Annotated in this window: 12 protein-coding genes; 6 read left to right on the forward strand and 6 right to left on the reverse strand. The window is 58.4% G+C overall.

What is annotated here, in order from left to right:
• The 5 genes from ABAC460_RS26640 to ABAC460_RS51160 all read left to right on the forward strand — a co-directional run.
• Positions 1–1,014, forward strand: a 1,014-nt coding sequence (locus tag ABAC460_RS26640) for a hypothetical protein (RefSeq protein WP_023451617.1), incomplete at its 5' end; no start/stop codon positions are given.
• Positions 989–1,807 (forward strand): hypothetical protein, encoded by an 819-nt coding sequence (locus ABAC460_RS26645; protein WP_023451618.1) that lies wholly within the window; start codon positions 989–991, stop codon positions 1,805–1,807. The genes ABAC460_RS26640 and ABAC460_RS26645, both read left to right, overlap by 26 nt.
• Entirely contained in the window at positions 1,807–3,051 is a 1,245-nt protein-coding gene (locus ABAC460_RS26650) for a hypothetical protein (RefSeq protein ID WP_023451619.1), read from the forward strand. Before ABAC460_RS26645 ends, ABAC460_RS26650 begins: the two co-directional genes overlap by 1 nt.
• On the forward strand, positions 3,051–3,965 hold the full coding sequence (locus ABAC460_RS26655) for an OmpA family protein (protein ID WP_023451620.1): 915 nt from the start codon (positions 3,051–3,053) through the stop codon (positions 3,963–3,965). Before ABAC460_RS26650 ends, ABAC460_RS26655 begins: the two co-directional genes overlap by 1 nt.
• A 402-nt stretch (positions 3,966–4,367) precedes the next feature.
• Complete coding sequence (locus ABAC460_RS51160; RefSeq protein WP_081716400.1) at positions 4,368–4,928, forward strand: thermonuclease family protein; 561 nt, start codon at positions 4,368–4,370, stop codon at positions 4,926–4,928.
• A gap of 190 nt (positions 4,929–5,118) precedes the next feature.
• Here the strand turns inward: ABAC460_RS51160 and ABAC460_RS0124065 are convergent, their stop codons facing one another.
• Genes ABAC460_RS0124065 through ABAC460_RS26675 form a run of 5 tightly spaced genes read right to left on the reverse strand, consistent with a single transcriptional unit; the run spans position 5,119 to position 9,508 of the window.
• Positions 5,119–6,843, reverse strand: a complete 1,725-nt coding sequence (locus ABAC460_RS0124065; RefSeq protein ID WP_023451621.1) for an ATP-binding protein — start codon at positions 6,841–6,843, stop codon at positions 5,119–5,121.
• A complete protein-coding gene (locus tag ABAC460_RS26660; RefSeq protein WP_023451622.1) occupies positions 6,840–7,850 on the reverse strand; it encodes an ATP-binding SpoIIE family protein phosphatase in 1,011 nt (336 codons plus the stop codon). The genes ABAC460_RS0124065 and ABAC460_RS26660 overlap by 4 nt, the downstream gene beginning before the upstream one ends.
• The gene (locus ABAC460_RS26665) at positions 7,847–8,251 is read right to left on the reverse strand and encodes an anti-sigma regulatory factor (protein ID WP_031236270.1); all 405 of its coding nucleotides are present in this window, start codon (positions 8,249–8,251) and stop codon (positions 7,847–7,849) included. The genes ABAC460_RS26660 and ABAC460_RS26665 overlap by 4 nt, the downstream gene beginning before the upstream one ends.
• Complete coding sequence (locus ABAC460_RS26670) at positions 8,232–8,627, reverse strand: STAS domain-containing protein (protein WP_023451624.1); 396 nt, start codon at positions 8,625–8,627, stop codon at positions 8,232–8,234. Before ABAC460_RS26670 ends, ABAC460_RS26665 begins: the two co-directional genes overlap by 20 nt.
• Positions 8,628–8,638: 11 nt before the next feature.
• Positions 8,639–9,508 carry an STAS domain-containing protein gene (locus ABAC460_RS26675; protein WP_023451625.1) on the reverse strand — a complete coding sequence of 290 codons (870 nt, stop codon included), beginning with the start codon at positions 9,506–9,508 and terminating at the stop codon, positions 8,639–8,641.
• A gap of 461 nt (positions 9,509–9,969) precedes the next feature.
• Here ABAC460_RS26675 and ABAC460_RS0124070 point away from each other — a divergent pair, with 461 nt between their 5' ends.
• Positions 9,970–10,752 carry an EAL domain-containing protein gene (locus ABAC460_RS0124070; protein ID WP_035425825.1) on the forward strand — a complete coding sequence of 261 codons (783 nt, stop codon included), beginning with the start codon at positions 9,970–9,972 and terminating at the stop codon, positions 10,750–10,752.
• Positions 10,753–10,994: 242 nt separating this feature from the next.
• On the opposite strand, the gene ABAC460_RS49490 is transcribed toward ABAC460_RS0124070, so the two are convergent.
• Complete coding sequence (locus tag ABAC460_RS49490; protein ID WP_023451629.1) at positions 10,995–15,998, reverse strand: beta strand repeat-containing protein; 5,004 nt, start codon at positions 15,996–15,998, stop codon at positions 10,995–10,997.
• Between the last annotated feature and the right edge of the window lie 160 nt (positions 15,999–16,158).

Consider the following 16,158-nt stretch of genomic DNA (forward strand, 5'->3'; position numbering starts at 1 on the left):
CTTGCGAGGTTCAAAGAAGATCACGGACTAAAGCGTCCCGCACACAGAGCTATCGGTCCAGTTTACGCGTGGTCTATAGTTGGCATTTTTTGGCTCGTGGAAGCGGCTTTCAACACAGGCTTTCTCAGAGTCAACGACGATTATGGACTATTAGGCGGTTTTGTCGCAGCATGTATCGTAGCTGCAATTAACATTATTACCTCGGCGCTTGTGGGTCGTGCATTCTGGCCAAAACTGCTTCATAAAGACGTCCAACAAAAAATTATTGGTATTGTAGTCATTTCTCTTTGGATCACCTTCCTGATTACCTGGAATTTGGTCGCTGGTCACTACCGGGATGCAAAGGCGGATGGGCTTTCGACGCCGGAGACCGCAGCGCTTGGTCTATTCGTCCAGCGTCCGTTGCTGTTTGACAGCTTATATTCTTACGGCTTGCTTGCGGCAGGTCTACTGTTCGCCATGGTATCGGCGACCGTGGCCTTCAAAGAGGATGATCCCTATCCAGGATACGGTCCCATTTACAGGCGGCACGAGGACCGCTGTGAAGCGTATGCTGATGCCATCAAGGAATCGCTGGACGAACTGAAGGAAATTCGTGACGAAGCCACCGCTTCAGCAACTGCCATTCGGAGCCAGTTGGGAGCGCAGTTTCGGGAACGAGGACAAATACTCGTAGCGCGCGAGACCCATAGAATGCGCTACCGCGAACACCAGACATATCTCGAGGAAATGGGGAATTTCCTTTTGGGGCTCTATAGAGCGGAAAACGTGCGCTCTCGCTCCGATGGAAATACGCCAAAAAACTTTCAAAAAAAGTGGCAGCTGCGCCGAACCGAATTACCGGCAGATGAGGTTGAGGCATCGATTGATGCTGAAGTCGTGCGTGCTCAGGAAGTTTTGGAAGCCTCTATTAAGACCATTGGGGAAGCTTATCAGGAGGCGATCAAAAGCTTTGAGCATCTAGACAAAATTAAGGAGAGTTTAGCGCATGGCCAAGCCGGCATCAACAAGTAAGAAGCGGAAACAGGACGAGATGTTCAAAGCCGTCCGGAATATCGGCGGTGTTATCGCGATTCTCGGATTGGTAGGCTTCTTCTATTTCAAGACGGTTATGTCTCACCCCCCACTTGACCCAGAGACACAATGCCCAGCACGACCCAAAAGCGTTACCGTTCTGCTTGTGGATGTGACAGACCCCATGAACTTGCCCCAGAGACAGGATTTCCTCAATCAGTTGGACAGGTTGGTTGATGACATTCCACGTTACGGTAAGCTAGTCGTAGTAAAGGTCGATCCGGTTTCGGACAGGTTGCTCGTACCTGTGATTGTTCGCTGCAATCCGGGATCGGCGAAAGACGAAACGGAAATGAACGGTAACCCGGCTCGGCTTGAAAAGCTCCATGATGAAAGGTTCGTCGCCCCCCTAAAAGCCGCTTATGACCAACTCTTGACTGCCTCAGGAGCTGACCAATCGCCGATTTTGGAATCCATTCAGTCTGTTGCGCTTACCGAGCTGAATAAGCCGTCTATTGGCGATATCCCTAAGCGGTTGGTTGTTGCTTCCGACCTTCTACAAAACACGTCATCGGTGAGCTTTTACAAGGCACTTCCCGATCCAGTACCCTTCACTAACGGTCAAGATTTCAGCCGTGTTCGCACTGACTTGAGAGACACAGACGTCGAACTATGGATGCTGCAACGATCGGACTCGAATCAGACCCAACCGAGAGCTCTCCCGGAGCTTTGGGAGAAAATTATCGACAAAGAAGGCGGAAAACTGAAACGCGTTTATACGGTGAGTGGGTAATGATGAGTAAAATAAGATTCTTAGATCGTTTGAGAGATAGAGGTTTTATCGATCAGTGGGGCTTCATGGCTTTCGCTGTGATTGGCTTTCTTGTCATTCCTTTGGTGAAGTATCTAGGCGTGAATCCGATTATTGTTGCTTTGTCGGCCGTCGCTACGATGAGCGCTTATGCTTTACTTATTAGCCGAATGGGAACCGGCCGTGTCAGAGCGGATCAGGCGGGAGACAATTGCTACTATCTCGGCCTCATCTACACATTGGCTAGCCTTTCCTACGCAATATTTACATTCGATCCTAATAACACCGCCGCGACGATAGTCAGTGGATTTGGGATCGCCTTGGCCACCACAGTAGTCGGTCTCATTTTGAGAGTATTTTTTAATCAGGGGCGACCAGATCTCGAAAATGTGGAGGAACAGGCACGGCTTGAGTTAACCGAGGCCTCGACGCGCCTAAAAGCCGAATTGAATGGAGTGGTCGTTCAAATGAACGACTTCAGCCGCCAATTGCAGCAATCCATGCAGGAAATGCATGAAGCGGCGACCTCAAATATGGAAGCTTTTACCAAAACATCGATCGAAGGCCTGAAGGATCTTGTCGAAACAGCAAACCAATCCATCAGGACGGAATCGGATGACTTCTCGTCGCGTTCTAAGCAATTTTCCAATTCCTTCAACTCCCTCGTAACAAAGTTGGAAAAGCACGGGGAGTCATTGGAAAAGCTGAGCGCGGCACATAACTCATTGGGAAGCGCCGCGGTCGCAGCTAAGGACGTTGCCGAGAGCGCGTTAACCTCAACTATAGCATTGCAGCGCAGCGCCGATAGTGCCACGGTCGCCGCAACATCTGCGGGAAATGCAAGCGAAGCGGCAACGCGAGCCTCGGAACGCCTCGCGGACGCGGTGTCAGGTTTCGAAAAAAGCCTCAGCTCCATTAGAGAAGAGACGGACCGGCAACTATCCGAACTAAAAACTGGCCCCGCGCGATCCGTGGAAAACGCAATTTCTAAGCTGACAGATGCCGGCGAGGTGCTCGGCCGTCAGGTAGAAAAAATATCGGAACTTCACGATCAGGTACACGCTCGACTTACTAGGGAAACGCAGTCATCCTTGGAGCTATCCCAAAGACATAATGAAGGTTTGCAGACCGAACTGGACCGATCCAGAGAATTGGTTACGAAGGTTCATAGTGCTCTAGCCGACATGACTGAGAAACTCGCCAATGTCGCTGAAGGTCGTGCGTAATGTCGCAGTACGACATCCGTCAGGATAAGACCTACCGGCGAGGCCTAATTCTGGGATTAACGATCGCAGAAATTATGATTCTGCTGATTTTCCTCCTCCTAATGGCACTAGCGGCCGCATTGGCCAATCGCGACAAGAAGATTCAGGCTATAAGCGACGGAACTGGCAGCCGGTTGATCGAAGCTATTCAGCAAGCTTACCCCGAAGCCAAAACTTCTGATGATTATTACAAGGAGCTAGTGCGGGCTATCGAAGATCGCAAAGCCGTCGAAAGTGCGGGCCTGGCAGGTGCGACAGCAACCCTGGCGAAAGACGCCGAACTTGGCAAAAAAGTACGTGAAGCCGCCGAGCAAAATGGTGCACACAACCCTTACGAGTTTGCTGAAAAGGCAGTTTCGAGAGCGACGCTTGGCAAAAAAGGGGAATGGCCGCCATTCTTCAGCTTGAGCGAGGCAGGTGGTTATTATTTCGAGAGTGGAAAAGCGACGCTGCGCCCGGACTTCGAAAAGAAGCTGCATACGACCATTATTCCGCTGCTTAGACAGTATATCGATGACTATGGAGTCGACGTTGTGGAAGTCATTGGCCACACGGACGAAGTGCCTATGGTTGGCCAAAGTAATTTGGACAAGCTGCTGATTTCGGCATCAAACAACGGCACGCCCATTGAATCTCTGCACTCCACCGACAATGCTGGTCTCGCGACCGCGCGTGCAGTTGCGGTCGTTCGTATTCTACGAGCTGACCCAAAGCTCAAAGGCTTAACCATCTTGCCATTGTCCGGCGCGCAAATGATCGTACCGGTGGACAAGGCCGCAGACGGCAGTTCTACCAAAAGCGACCAGACCAGACGGCGTATTGAAATTCGCCTGAGACGCTCAACTGAACAGGTTAAGTCACTGGAGCAAAAGTGATGGACGACATTGATGCAAATCTGAGGCGCCTGAGACTATCACTTGAACGTCGCGGCTTGATTCAGGAAGGCCGTAGTCGGCCGGCACCGACTCAAGCATCAGTTGGACCACTTGAGCAGAAGGCGATCACTTCCTCGGATTGGGCTATTCAGCAGGATGAGACCTCACTCGACGTGGAGCCATCGCCAATGCCCCCAGCCGATGCTATTTTTTTTCCAGCCCCTCACTCAGATGAACCACAACATCACATAACGGAACCTGGACCAACGCCAAGCGCAACGACAACTCGTAAATTGGGATTGGAGTCCGTTGTTCGTTATATTGTGGGATGGTTTGGATCTCTGACCAATAGGCGCGAGTAACTCCGCCCCCAGTTTGACACACTTACGTAACAGCTTAAAAATGCCGCGATTTCAATTTAGAGACATAGTACTTGTGATAGCCGGTGCCGCGGCGGTGATTACCGTGTGGCTGCTGCACGATCTGAGCAAAGATAACCATAAACAAGTGTCTAAGTCGGACTTGCCCGCCTCGACGGATCGATTCCGAGGATCACAAGAGCCCGATGCTACGTCGGGACACGACGCTTCCGAATATGACTTTATCCATATCGCAGAGGCTCCCACTTTCGACAGATGCGGAGATGTCCGGGAAAACTGCGTTGTTGACGGAGATACATTCTGGCTTCATGGCGAGAAAATCAGAATCGCAGACATAGACGCTCCTGAAATCCATGAACCTAAATGCTCGTACGAACGTGATCTTGGAACACGGGCGGCGTCACGGTTGATCGTGCTATTGAATTCCGGAGATTTTGATTTGAGGTCGGATATGACCAATCCGCGAGATCGATATGGGCGCAAACTCGCCGTCGTTTTTCGTAGAGGGCATTCTCTTGGTGACAATCTTGTAAGAGAAGGCCTTGCTCGAACTTGGCGCGGACAGCGTCAGCGCTGGTGCTAATTTGTAGCGGAGTGGCTTCAGACTGTTCCCCTTGGGTGTCATTCTGTTTTCGGATTGGAGATTCCTAGCAGTATCCTGTCGGCTGGACCTTCCGGCCTCCTCATTCGTAACTTCACGCTCGGTATTTTCGGTGACATGTTGTCGACGCTGAAGTTTCGGGGCTTCGCCTTGCGCCTACCGGCAAGTTATCTCAGCCATAGAGCTTCAGAACCTCGCCGAACAGCTTGGTATCGATAGGTTTGGTGAGATAATCGTCCATACCTGCGGCGATGCACTTTTCGCGGTCACCCTGGGCGCCATAGGCCGTCATGGCAATAATCGGCCGTCGCTTCTGAGCCTCGCGCGCTTCCCAGGCCCTCACCTGCCGGGTGGTCTCAAAGCCGTCCATACCCTCCATCTGAATGTCCATCAGGATGATATCGATCGGCTGCCGCTGCAGACACGCCAGGGCTTCCATCCCACTGCGAACCGCGCGGACCCGGCAGCCGAGATCTTCCAGAAAGGCCGTGGCGACCAGTATATTCGCCTCGTTGTCTTCAACGACGAGGACGCTGACATCGGGCATTGCACGGATCGAATCCACCACAACAGGCGCGTTCAGGGGCAGCGCCACGCTGGCGCGCGGCAGGGGCAGCGTGAAGGAAAACACCGAACCAAGGCCGACCGTGCTGGTGACGGAAAGCTCCCCGCCCATCCGTTCCGCCAGGCTGCGGGCGATCGAAAGGCCCAGTCCGCTGCCGCCGAACCGCCGCGTCGTCGAGCTGTCGGCCTGAACGAACTTGTCGAATATCCTGAGCACGGCGTCCGGCGCAATGCCAATGCCGGTGTCCGAAACCTTGATCTCCAGAACGGCCCCGTGGGTGTCCTGCGACCGGATGGCGACGGTGACAGAAACCGTGCCCTCAATGGTGAATTTGATGGCGTTGCTGACCAGGTTGAGCAGAATCTGGTGGATGCGCTGGGGATCGCCAATAAAGTGTGCACCCTCGTCAAGACTTGACTCGAACGTCACCTGGACGTCCGTCTTGCCGAGCCCGATCGCAGCCATCTCAACGACGCGCCGGGCGACGTCCGAAATGTCGAAAGCAATGGCTTCGAGCACGATCTTGTTGTCTTCGATCTTGCCGATATCGAGCAGATCGCTGACCAGGATCGCCATGGACGACGCACTTTGGCCAAGGACCGAAACGTACTTCTGCTGCTGCGGCGACATGTCTGTCCGCGCCAACAGGGTCGTCAGCCCCACAATGGCGTTCAGCGGCGTGCGGATTTCGTGGCTCATATTGGCCAGGAACTCGGTCTTGGCGTTGCTGGCGGTCTCGGCCCTGGCCAACGCGGCTTCCAGGGCGAGATTGAGTTCCGTCAAGGCCTGCTCGTGGCGCCGCACCTCGTCGATCGCGGCCAGAAGTTCCTGGTTCTGGCCCTGCATCTCCTCGAACGGATTCTGGGCTTCTTCGCGCATCAGCGCCTGAACAATATGATCGACCCGCGCAGGAGACAGCGAAGCCGTCCCCGGCGGCAGGCTGCGCCACAGCACGATGGCGGTGCCGGTCGCTGGATGGGTGGTAATGTCGAAGTCGTCGACCAGCCGTTTTGCCCCCAGCAGGCCCAGGCCCATGCCGGTTGTGGACTGGTACCCCCCGGACAGGATGAGGTCCAGGTCGGCGATGCCTTTGCCTGAATCGGTCACCCGAATCCTGAACCTGTCCGGTGAGCCGGTTTCGACGGAAAACTCGACCCGGCCGCCGCTGGTGTATTGAAAGACGTTGCGCGCCAACTCGGAAACCGCCGTGGCAATGCGGATCTGGTCCTGGCCGCCGAAGTCCAGCAGTTTCGCGATTTGCCGGGCGCGGCGCCGGGCCAGGACGACGTCCTGTTCGAAGCGGATGGCGACGGTGAGAAGAGGAAGGTTCAAGGGCGACGCCTGCGAAAGGTGAGGATGGTCGCATCGTCTTTCAGCCGGCCGAAGTCGCGGTAAAAGGTACCGGCGATCAGATTGGCCGAACGGAAGGCCAGGCCGGGATAGTCCTCCATCCGCCAGCGTGGCGACACACCGTCGGAGTGCATCATGACAACGTCGTCCGGACCGCAGGGGTAGGTGAACTCAGACACCCGGCGCATCTGGTGGCCCACGATGCCGTTCATCGACACCATGCCGCGCGACCTGGGCCCGGTGAAGAGACAGGCTCCGATATTGCCGATGCCGGCGAAGGTCAGGATATCGGTTTCCAGATCGATGTCCAGGACGGCCATCGCGGCGCCACGGGTGGGTTTCAACACAAGGTTCAAAGCATGGAGGAGCTCACCGGGCCCCAGGTCGTCACGCGCGATGAAGGTTGCGACAGCAAGGTCGCTGACTTCGGCCGCCAGGTCGCCGTGTCCCAGTCCGTCACTGACCATCATGCGGACACGGTTGTGGCTCTGATGCAGCCCCCAGCCGTCGCCGCAGCGGTGCTCGCCGTGTATCGGCAGGCAGACGGCGCCGGTATCGAGTTCGGGCGCCACCTTGCCGAACGGCAGTTGCCATAGCGACGCCGCCAGGACCGTCCCCTTGCCGGGAAGTGAATAGATGTCGAGGGTGTTGGCCAGCCGGCTGATCGCGCCCAGGCCCGTTCCGGGGCTTCCGGTCGTCGAATAGCCGTCGCGCAGGCAACGTTCGACATCCATGCCGGGGCCCTTGTCCAGCGACAGGATTTCGATGCCGGCGTATTCGGCTGACGGCAGCCCCCTGACGATGATGCTGCCGCCGCCACCGTGTTTTACGAGGTTGGTCGCCAGTTCGGTCACAACCAGGGCCGTCTTGCCTTCGGTGGTTTCACCGAAATCGAGCGCCTTGGCCAGGGCTGCGACCTGACGCCGGCAGTCGCCGACATCGTGCAGTTTGTCGATCGCGATGGCGATGGATTGACGAAACACGCTCATCGCCACCTCGCGATCGTGACGCGGGTGCCTTCGCCAGGTGCCGTCACGATGTCGAACTCGTTGCTAAGACGGCGCGCGCCGCTGAGCCCGAGGCCCATGCCGCCACCCGTCGTGTAGCCATCGCTCAGGGCCAGATCCAGATTGGCGATTCCCGGGCCGCGATCCTCGAAGGTCAGCCGAAGGCCGCGCCGGGGAAAATCTTCAATCTGTTCCAGAGTCACGCTGCCGCCGCCGCCATAGATGATGGTGTTGCGCGCCAGTTCACTGCAGGCGGTGACCAGCTTTGTCTGGTCGACCAGACCGAAGCCGATGTCCACCGCCCAGGCCTTGACCTCACGGCGGACCAGGACAATGTCGGACTCGACGATGAGCATGAGGGTTTCAGGCGTCCTCACTGTCATCGAGAATCCCTTCGCCGGAACCGCCGGACATACCTTTCAGAAGGTTCATCCCCTTATCGACGTCCAGCGCCGTCAGGACACCGGGCAGGGTCAGGCCCAGTTCGACCAGGGTAATGGCGACCGCCGGCTGCATGCCGACAATCACCGTATGGGCGTCGAGGATCCGCGACATACCGGAAATGTTGGAGATGACGCGGCCGATGAAGGAATCGACGATTTCGAGGGCGGAAATATCGATCAGCACGCCCCTGGCCCCGGTCCTGGCGATCCGGTTGGTCAGGTCGTCCTGCAGCGCCATGGCCAGCCGGTCATGCATGTCGACCTGGATGGTAACCAGCAGATGACTGCCCAGGCGCAGAATGGGAATACGTTCCATGACGCCGTGCCCTACACCTTGGCCCGGGTACGGGTAATGCTCAGGCCCAGCCGTTCGAGCGCGGCCGAGAAGGCCGCGGCCAGGGTCGCCTTGGTGACCACCGAGCCGAGTTCGACGCCCAGGTGGACAATGGTCTGGGCGATTTGCGGACGGATGCCGCTGATCATGCAGTCGGCCCCCATCAGCCGCGCCGCGGTAACCGTTTTCAACAGATGTTGGGCGACCAGGGTATCGACAGTGGGAACGCCGGTAATGTCGATGATGGCGACCGTCGAGCCGGTCTCGACGATGCGTTGCAGCAGCGATTCCATGACGACCTGGGTGCGGGCGCTGTCCAGCGTACCGATCAGGGGCAGGGCCAGTATGCCGTCGGCCAGGCTGACGACCGGGGTCGACAGCTCCAGCATGTCCTCCTGCTGGCGCTTGATAATGACTTCGCGCGTCTTGATGTAGACTTCGATGGTATAGAGGCCCAGACGGTCGAGGAGCAGGGTAGCCAGCCAGATCGCGGTCATCAGGTCGGCGGACGAGCCTTCATTGGCAGTGTTGATCGCGGCAAACAGCGGCTTCTTGAACGAAAACACAAAGGTCGCGATTTCGGAAGGCGAAAGGCCCAGTTCGCTGCGTTTGCGCGAAACGTCATCGAGGACCTTGTAGGCGGCCTGCCATTCCGGCGTTGACATATCGTCGAGATTGCCGTCGCGACTGGCGGCGATGAAGTGCTGAAGGAACAGGTTGCACTGTTCGGTCAGCTCCTTTTCCTTGATGACGCTTTGCCGGTTAAGCGCCAGCTGCTGCGCCTTGACCCATTCCTGGAGGAGGGTCGAGCGATCCTTTTCGATCGCGCGGTAAAGAGATTTGGAGTCCTGTTCGATATCCACGGCTGATCCTTGATCGTCCAAGCGCTGCTTTTCCGCTTCAAGGATGTCTCAAGGCTGGATCCGACCCAGGGCGGGCTCGCGATGCAGGCGAAAAAGATCAATGGGGCTTGTGCCGCAATCCCGCTTCGTTAACTGATGAAAACACGTGCCGCCTGTTTCGCGGCAAGGTCAAGCGAATAGGGTCGCTGCGTCAGAAATACCGCGACAAGCCCTGAGGAAACAGAGCCGGACCTTGCGCGACAGACTGGACGCCGCCGGCAAGTCGAACACCTATGTCGAACTGACCGGGTGCGGACATGAATTGGAATCCGGGGCACCGTCGCCCCGGCCGTGATCGACTTCATGGCGACGCACAATCCGTCGAAGTCACTGGCATCCGCACCTGCCGACGCGATCGTTTCAGAGTTCTTCAACTTCCTTGTTGTAGGTTCGCGCGACAGGATTGGGTTGGAGTTGAAAACATGAGCGGCGTAAACACGTGCAGCGGCTGTCGCGACGGGGCGGGCTTTGAGCTGCCGATCACTATGGCGTTTCAACCCATCTTAAATCTGGCAGATGGTACCGTTTTCGCCCAGGAAGCGCTGGTTCGTGGCATCAACGGTGAAGGCGCGGGTCACGTTCTGGGGCAGGTTTCGGATCACAACCGATATGCCTTTGATCAGGCCTGCCGAGTCAAGGCGGTAGAGATGGCCGCGGGTTTGAAATTCGCCGGTGAGGGCACCAGCCTGTCGATCAATTTTCTCCCCAATGCCGTCTACGAGCCCAGAGCCTGTATTCGCCTCACCCTCGCGGCGGCGATGAAGTATGATTTCCCGCTCAAGCGGATCATCTTTGAGTTCACCGAGTCGGAAAAGCTGGATACCGGTCATTTGTTGAATATTCTGCGATCGTATCGGGCCATGGGTTTCCAGACAGCGATCGACGATTTCGGCTCGGGCTATGCTGGACTGGGCCTGCTGGCTAAATTTCAACCCGATCTGGTCAAGATCGATATGGACCTCATTCGCGATATCGACACGGATGGTGTGAAGCGCAGGATTCTCAGCCATACCCTGAACATGCTGAAGGACCTGGGCATCCGGGTGATTTGCGAGGGCATCGAAACCGTCGCAGAGTTTGAGGTTCTGCGCGATATGGGTGTCGAGTTGATGCAGGGATATTTCCTCGGCCGCCCTTCGCTCGGGGCGGTCACGGCGCCCGTATGGCCGCACGCGCGACCGGCCGAAAACAGGTCGTGTGCGTAGAGCACGATGATTTTGGATAGGCGCGTCATCCTGCTCTGAACGCTGGCGCTAGAGCGAGATGCGTTTTGGTAGACTCAAAACGCCGCTCTAGATGTTTGTTTTGACGCGCATCTTAATCCAAAAAGTGCGGTACACTTTTTGGGATGCGCTCTAAGGCCAAGTTTTGGGATTCCATATGGTGTCACGGTAATCTGGCGCAGGTTGCGGCCCCGTCCCGCGCGCCTCCCGGCCGGCCTAAGGGTCTACCACACCATATGGCTCAGCACGTCGGCAACCAGAGCCGTGTTGACGGTGATGACATTGCCGGCGCTCAGCGTGATGACGACATTGCCGCCCACCTGGGCAAGCATGCCGTTATTGGCCACGCCGCCGGTATAGGCATTAACATTGATGACGTCGTTCTGGGCGGCGTTGAAATCGGTGATGGTGTCGAGACCGGATGCCGCTTCGAAAAGGAAGACGTCCGCCCCAAGCCCGCCGGCCAGGATATCCTTGCCACCCTTGCCGTTGATCGTGTTGATCCCGTCATTTCCGGTCAGGGTGTTCCCCAGCGAATTGCCGGTGGCGCTGACACCGGCCGATCCGGTCAGGATAAGGGTTTCGGCGTACCGGCCGTTGAGGCTATAGCTCACGGTCGAGTAGATGACGTCGGTTCCCTCTCCCGACAGTTCGACGACGTTATCCGTCGCGGTCTGGATATAGTAGGTGTCGTTGCCCGCGCCCCCGGCCAGGACGTTCTTGGCGCCGTTGCCGGTTAGGGTGTTGTTGCCGGCATTGCCGGTGCCATCGATGGCCGCCGCCCCGGTCAGGGTCAGGGCCTCGACATCCGCCGACAAGGTATAGGTGACCGACGCATTGACCAGGTCCGCGCCGCCGCCGGCCAGTTCGGTGATCGTGTCGCCGGCATTGTCGACGCCATAGGTGTCGTTGCCGGTACCGCCGATCAGGCTGTCGGCCCCAGCCCCGCCGTCCAGGCTGTCGTGACCCGCCCCGCCGTCCAGCACATTGCTGCCGCTGTTGCCGGTCAGCACATTGAGCAGGCCATTGCCGGTGGCATTGAGATTGTCCGACCCGGTCAGGATCAGGACCTCGGCCTGCTTGCCCGCCAGGCTGTAGGTTACCGAAGAGATGACGGTGTCGAGACCGGCATTGCTGGCTTCGGAGACGTGGTCGGCCGCATTCTGGACGTAGTAGGTGTCGTTGCCGTCGCCGCCGGTCAGGGTGTTGTTGCCGGCATTGCCGATCAGGATATTGTGCAGCCCGTTGCCGGTGCCGCTGATATTGGCCGATCCGGTCAGGGTCAGGCGCTCGACCTCGGCGGCCAGGGTGTAGGTGATGGCCGATTCGACCAGGTCCGAACCTTCATTCGCCGCTTCGGTGACCGTATCTCCGGGGGTGGTGATGACGTAGGTATCGTCGCCAATGCCGCCGATCAGGGTGTCCGCGCCGCCGCTTCCGCCATCCAGACGGTCATTGCCGCCCAGCGCTGTCAGGCTGTTGTTGCCGCTGTTGCCGGTCAGGGTCTGGCCCAGGCTGTTGCCGGTGGCGTTGATATTGGCGGCGCCGGTCAGGGTCAGGAATTCGATATAGCGGCCGTTGAGGCTATAGGTGACGCTCGAAAACAGGCTGTCGGTGCCGGCGCTATTGGCTTCGACGACGCTGTCGCCCGTTGAGTCGACATAATAGCTGTCGTCGCCCGATCCGCCGGCCAGGGTATCGGCCCCGCCGCCGCCGTCCAGGACATTGTGGTTGGCATTGCCGATGAGGCTGTTGGCGGCGGCATTGCCGGTCGCGTTGACGGCGTCCACCCCAGTCAGGAAGACATTCTCGATATTGTCCGAAAGGCTGATGCTATCGGCGCTGTAGACGCCGTCGGTGCCGCCGTCGGCCATTTCAATCAGGAGATCGCCCGTCGTAAAGAAATAGACGTCGTTGCCGGCCTCGCCGAACAGGATGTCGGCGCCCGCGCCGCCGTTCAGCCAGTCATTGCCGCCGCCGGTCTGGATATAGTCCAGCGCCGCGGTGCCGATGATCGTGTCGTTGCCGGAACCGGTCATCACGCCTTCGAAGCCGGCGAAGCTGGCCGCGACATTGGTCCATCCGTCCACCAGGGTCAGCGACAGGTCATAGGTGAGGGCGCTGGCGTCCAGAAAATCCATGCCGTCTTCGCCGTCGACCGTATCGAACCCGTCGTCGCCGTCGGCCACCGTCACCGTGTCATTGCCGCTGCCGCCATATATCGCGTCGTGCCCGGCCCCGCCGTTCAGCTCGTCATCGCCGTCGAGACCGTAAAGGCTATCGTCATCGCCTTCGCCGAAGATCTGGTCCATGCCGTCACCGCCGGTGACGAAGTCGGCGCCCGCACCGGCCAGGACGGTGTCATTGCCGGCATTGACCGAGATCTGGTTGGCCGCGGCATTGCCGACGATATGGTCGTTACCACCGGCGGTGACCAGGGCTTCGATATTGATGATGGCCTCGCCGCCAAATCCGGTCTCACCGGTCACCATATCGATGATGTAATCGCCGCCGTAGGGTGAGACATCGGCCAGGTCGTAGCCGTCGCCGCCGTCCAGCACGACATTGTAGCCGTTGATGGTGCCGATCAGGGTGTCATTGCCGGCCCCGCCGACGATGGTGTTGTCGCCGTCGCCGCCGTCCAGCCAGTCATTGCCGTCGCCGCCGGTGACCGAATCGTGGCCCAATCCGGCCAGGACTGTATCCGCGCCGCCATTGCCGGCCAGGACGTTATTGCCGTCCGTGCCGCCGATGAAATCGTTGCCGGAACCGCTGTTGAGATGTTCAAAGGCCGTCACCGTGGCCGAAAAACCGTTGGCCCCGGTTGCCAGGTTCAGACTGATCGCGGCGGTATTGACGCTGAGGTCGAGCCAATCATTGCCATCGCCACCGTCCAGCACGCCTCCCGTGACACCGAAGACCGCGTCGCCGGCATAGACGGTGTCGTCACCCAGCCCGCCATAGACCTGATTGGTCCCCAGGCCTCCGGTCAACTGGTCGTTGCCTTCGCCACCGTCCAGGGCATCGTCGCCGCTGTCGCCGATCAGGGTATCGTTGCCGCCCAGGCCGTAGGCGGTATCGTTGCCGTTCTGCCCGCTGAGGTAGTCATCGCCGGTGCTGCCCATGAGGCGGTTCGCCAGGTCGTTGCCGAAACCGGCCAGATTGCCGGCCAGCAAGGTCAGGTTCTCGATATTGCTGCCCATGAACACGGTGACGGCGGCATAGATTTCGTCCAGGCCGGCGTCGGCGGCTTCGGAAATAACCTCGCCCGTGACGTCAATCACGAAGGTGTCGTTGCCCAGGCCGCCGGCAAAGGTGTCGATGCCCGCACCGCCGTCCAGGACGTCGCTGCCGTCGCCGCCACTGAGATTATCGCTGCCGTTACCGCCCAGCTGGGTGTCATTCCCCTCCATGCCGGCGAGGGTGTCGTTGCCGTCCTGGCCGAGGAGCTGATCGTTACCGCTGCTGCCTGTGAGGCGGTTGGCAAGACTGTTGCCCAAAGCGCCCAGCCCGCCGATCACCAGGGTTGCGTTCTCGACATTGGCTGCCAGGGCCAGGGTAACCGTGGTAAAGACGTCGTCGATGCCGGCGTTGGCGGCCTCGTCGACCACTTCCCCTGCGGAATCGACATGGTAGGTGTCATTCCCCAGCCCGCCCGACATGCTATCGACTTCCGTGCCGCCGTTGAGGTCGTCATTGCCGTCGCCTCCGGCCAGGGTATCGTTGCCCTCCTCGCCGGTCAGGGTATCGTGGCCCCCCAGGCCGCTCAGGATGTTGGCGACATGCGAACCGGTCAACCAATTGCTGATGGCGTTGCCCGTGCCATTGCCGCTCCCCGTCAGCTGCAGTATTTCGACGTTGTCGGGCAGCGTGTAGGTCGTGGCCAGGTCAGCGCGGACCTTGTCCGTTCCGTTGCCGGACGCTTCGAAGACGATGTCACCCGCCTGTTCGACATGGTAGGTGTCATTGCCGGTGCCGCCTGACATCGAATCGTTGCCGAGTTCGCCCCAGAAAAGGTCATGGCCGCCACCACCGATGAGGGTGTCGTTGCCGTCCCCGCCGTTGATCGTATTATCGCCTGTGCTGCCCTGGATATAGTTGGCGAGGCCATTGCCGTAGCCATAGATATGGCCGCTTACCAGGTTGAGGTTTTCGAAATTAGCCGCCAGGGTCAGGCTGAGTGTCGTAAAGACCTCGTCAATCCCGGCGCCGGACGCTTCAAACATATAAACGCTGGTGTGGTTGAGATAGTAGCTGTCGTTGCCCTGCCCCCCGTCCAAGGTGTCATTGCCGCCCCCCCCTCCGTCCAGCTTGTCGTTGCCCCCAAAACCAACCAGAATATCGTCAGAGTTCGAGCCGGTAAGATGGTTGTTCGTCTCGTTGCCGCGACCTATTCCAGCGCCTCCCATGATCAGGTTTTCGACATTGGCCGACAAGGTATAGTCGAAACTGCCTGTGGTCCTGACCAGATCGGTACCGGCATTGATGTCTTCGACGATCACATCGCCATCGGGCTCGACGACGTAGGTATCATCGCCGATCCCGCCCTCCATGGTGTCGGCGCCCTCGCCGCCGATGAGCGAATCGTTACCCTCTTCGCCAAAAAGACTATTGTCACGCGTGCCGCCAATAATCTTATTGTCCAAAGCGTTGCCCCGACCAGTGAAGGAAGCCCCGCTCATCCGCAGGATTTCGACGTTGTCGAATAAAGTAATACTATTTCTGTCGACTACCCCGATCTCGTCTATGCCTTCCGCATCGTTTTCAATGACGGTGTAATCAAATCCCGCAAAGATCCAGTAGGTGTCGTTGCCCGCACCTCCAACCATAACGGCCCCGTAGGACCCGTCGAACACATCGACCAGCCGGTCATTCCCGTTGTTGCCGTACAGGTAGTCGAAGCCATTGCCACCGGTTAGGGTGTCATTGCCGTCATTCCCGTACAGGTAGTCGTTGCCATTCCCGCCTGTGAGGCTGTTGTCGCCGGCATCACCAACGAAACTGGAGCGGTTGAAACTTTCCATCCATCCGCGCATATCGTCGTTGTGCAGAAGCGCATCGGCAAAGGTTGCGATGGCCGTGGCGTCGACATCCGGGAGACTGACGGCAGCGCCGGTCCAGCCGGGCGTCGCGGCCGCCGCGTTCAAAAGCACCTGTCCGTTGGCGGGGCTGGTATCGAGGACCGAGGTCTTTTCGGCCGCGTCGTCGAGCGAGAAGTCTTTGCGCATGGGGCACCCGATCAGCCCTGTGTGACAGGTCGGCAGCAGGCTGGGCGGCCCGACCCAAAATAACATCGTTTCCTAATAGGCAAAGGAGTGCCACGGCGCGTGGTTTCTGACAATGCACAAAATACCGTCTGCCAAGGCTCTGTTGCAAACCTGTCCCAGC

Origin of the sequence: Asticcacaulis sp. AC460 (assembly GCF_000495795.1) — a bacterium.
Classification (GTDB): Bacteria; Pseudomonadota; Alphaproteobacteria; order Caulobacterales; family Caulobacteraceae; genus Asticcacaulis.

Excerpts from the sequence above, each read along its gene's own strand:
- ABAC460_RS26665 (WP_031236270.1), bottom strand. The coding sequence starts at position 8,251 with ATGACAGTGAGGACGCCTGAAACCCTCATGCTCATCGTCGAGTCCGAC.
- ABAC460_RS26670 (WP_023451624.1), bottom strand. The coding sequence starts at position 8,627 with ATGGAACGTATTCCCATTCTGCGCCTGGGCAGTCATCTGCTGGTTACC.
- ABAC460_RS51160 (WP_081716400.1), top strand. The coding sequence starts at position 4,368 with ATGCCGCGATTTCAATTTAGAGACATAGTACTTGTGATAGCCGGTGCC.
- ABAC460_RS26660 (WP_023451622.1), bottom strand. The coding sequence starts at position 7,850 with ATGAGCGTGTTTCGTCAATCCATCGCCATCGCGATCGACAAACTGCAC.
- ABAC460_RS26655 (WP_023451620.1), top strand. The coding sequence starts at position 3,051 with ATGTCGCAGTACGACATCCGTCAGGATAAGACCTACCGGCGAGGCCTA.
- ABAC460_RS26645 (WP_023451618.1), top strand. The coding sequence starts at position 989 with ATGGCCAAGCCGGCATCAACAAGTAAGAAGCGGAAACAGGACGAGATG.
- ABAC460_RS26650 (WP_023451619.1), top strand. The coding sequence starts at position 1,807 with ATGATGAGTAAAATAAGATTCTTAGATCGTTTGAGAGATAGAGGTTTT.
- ABAC460_RS0124070 (WP_035425825.1), top strand. The coding sequence starts at position 9,970 with ATGAGCGGCGTAAACACGTGCAGCGGCTGTCGCGACGGGGCGGGCTTT.
- ABAC460_RS49490 (WP_023451629.1), bottom strand. The coding sequence starts at position 15,998 with ATGCGCAAAGACTTCTCGCTCGACGACGCGGCCGAAAAGACCTCGGTC.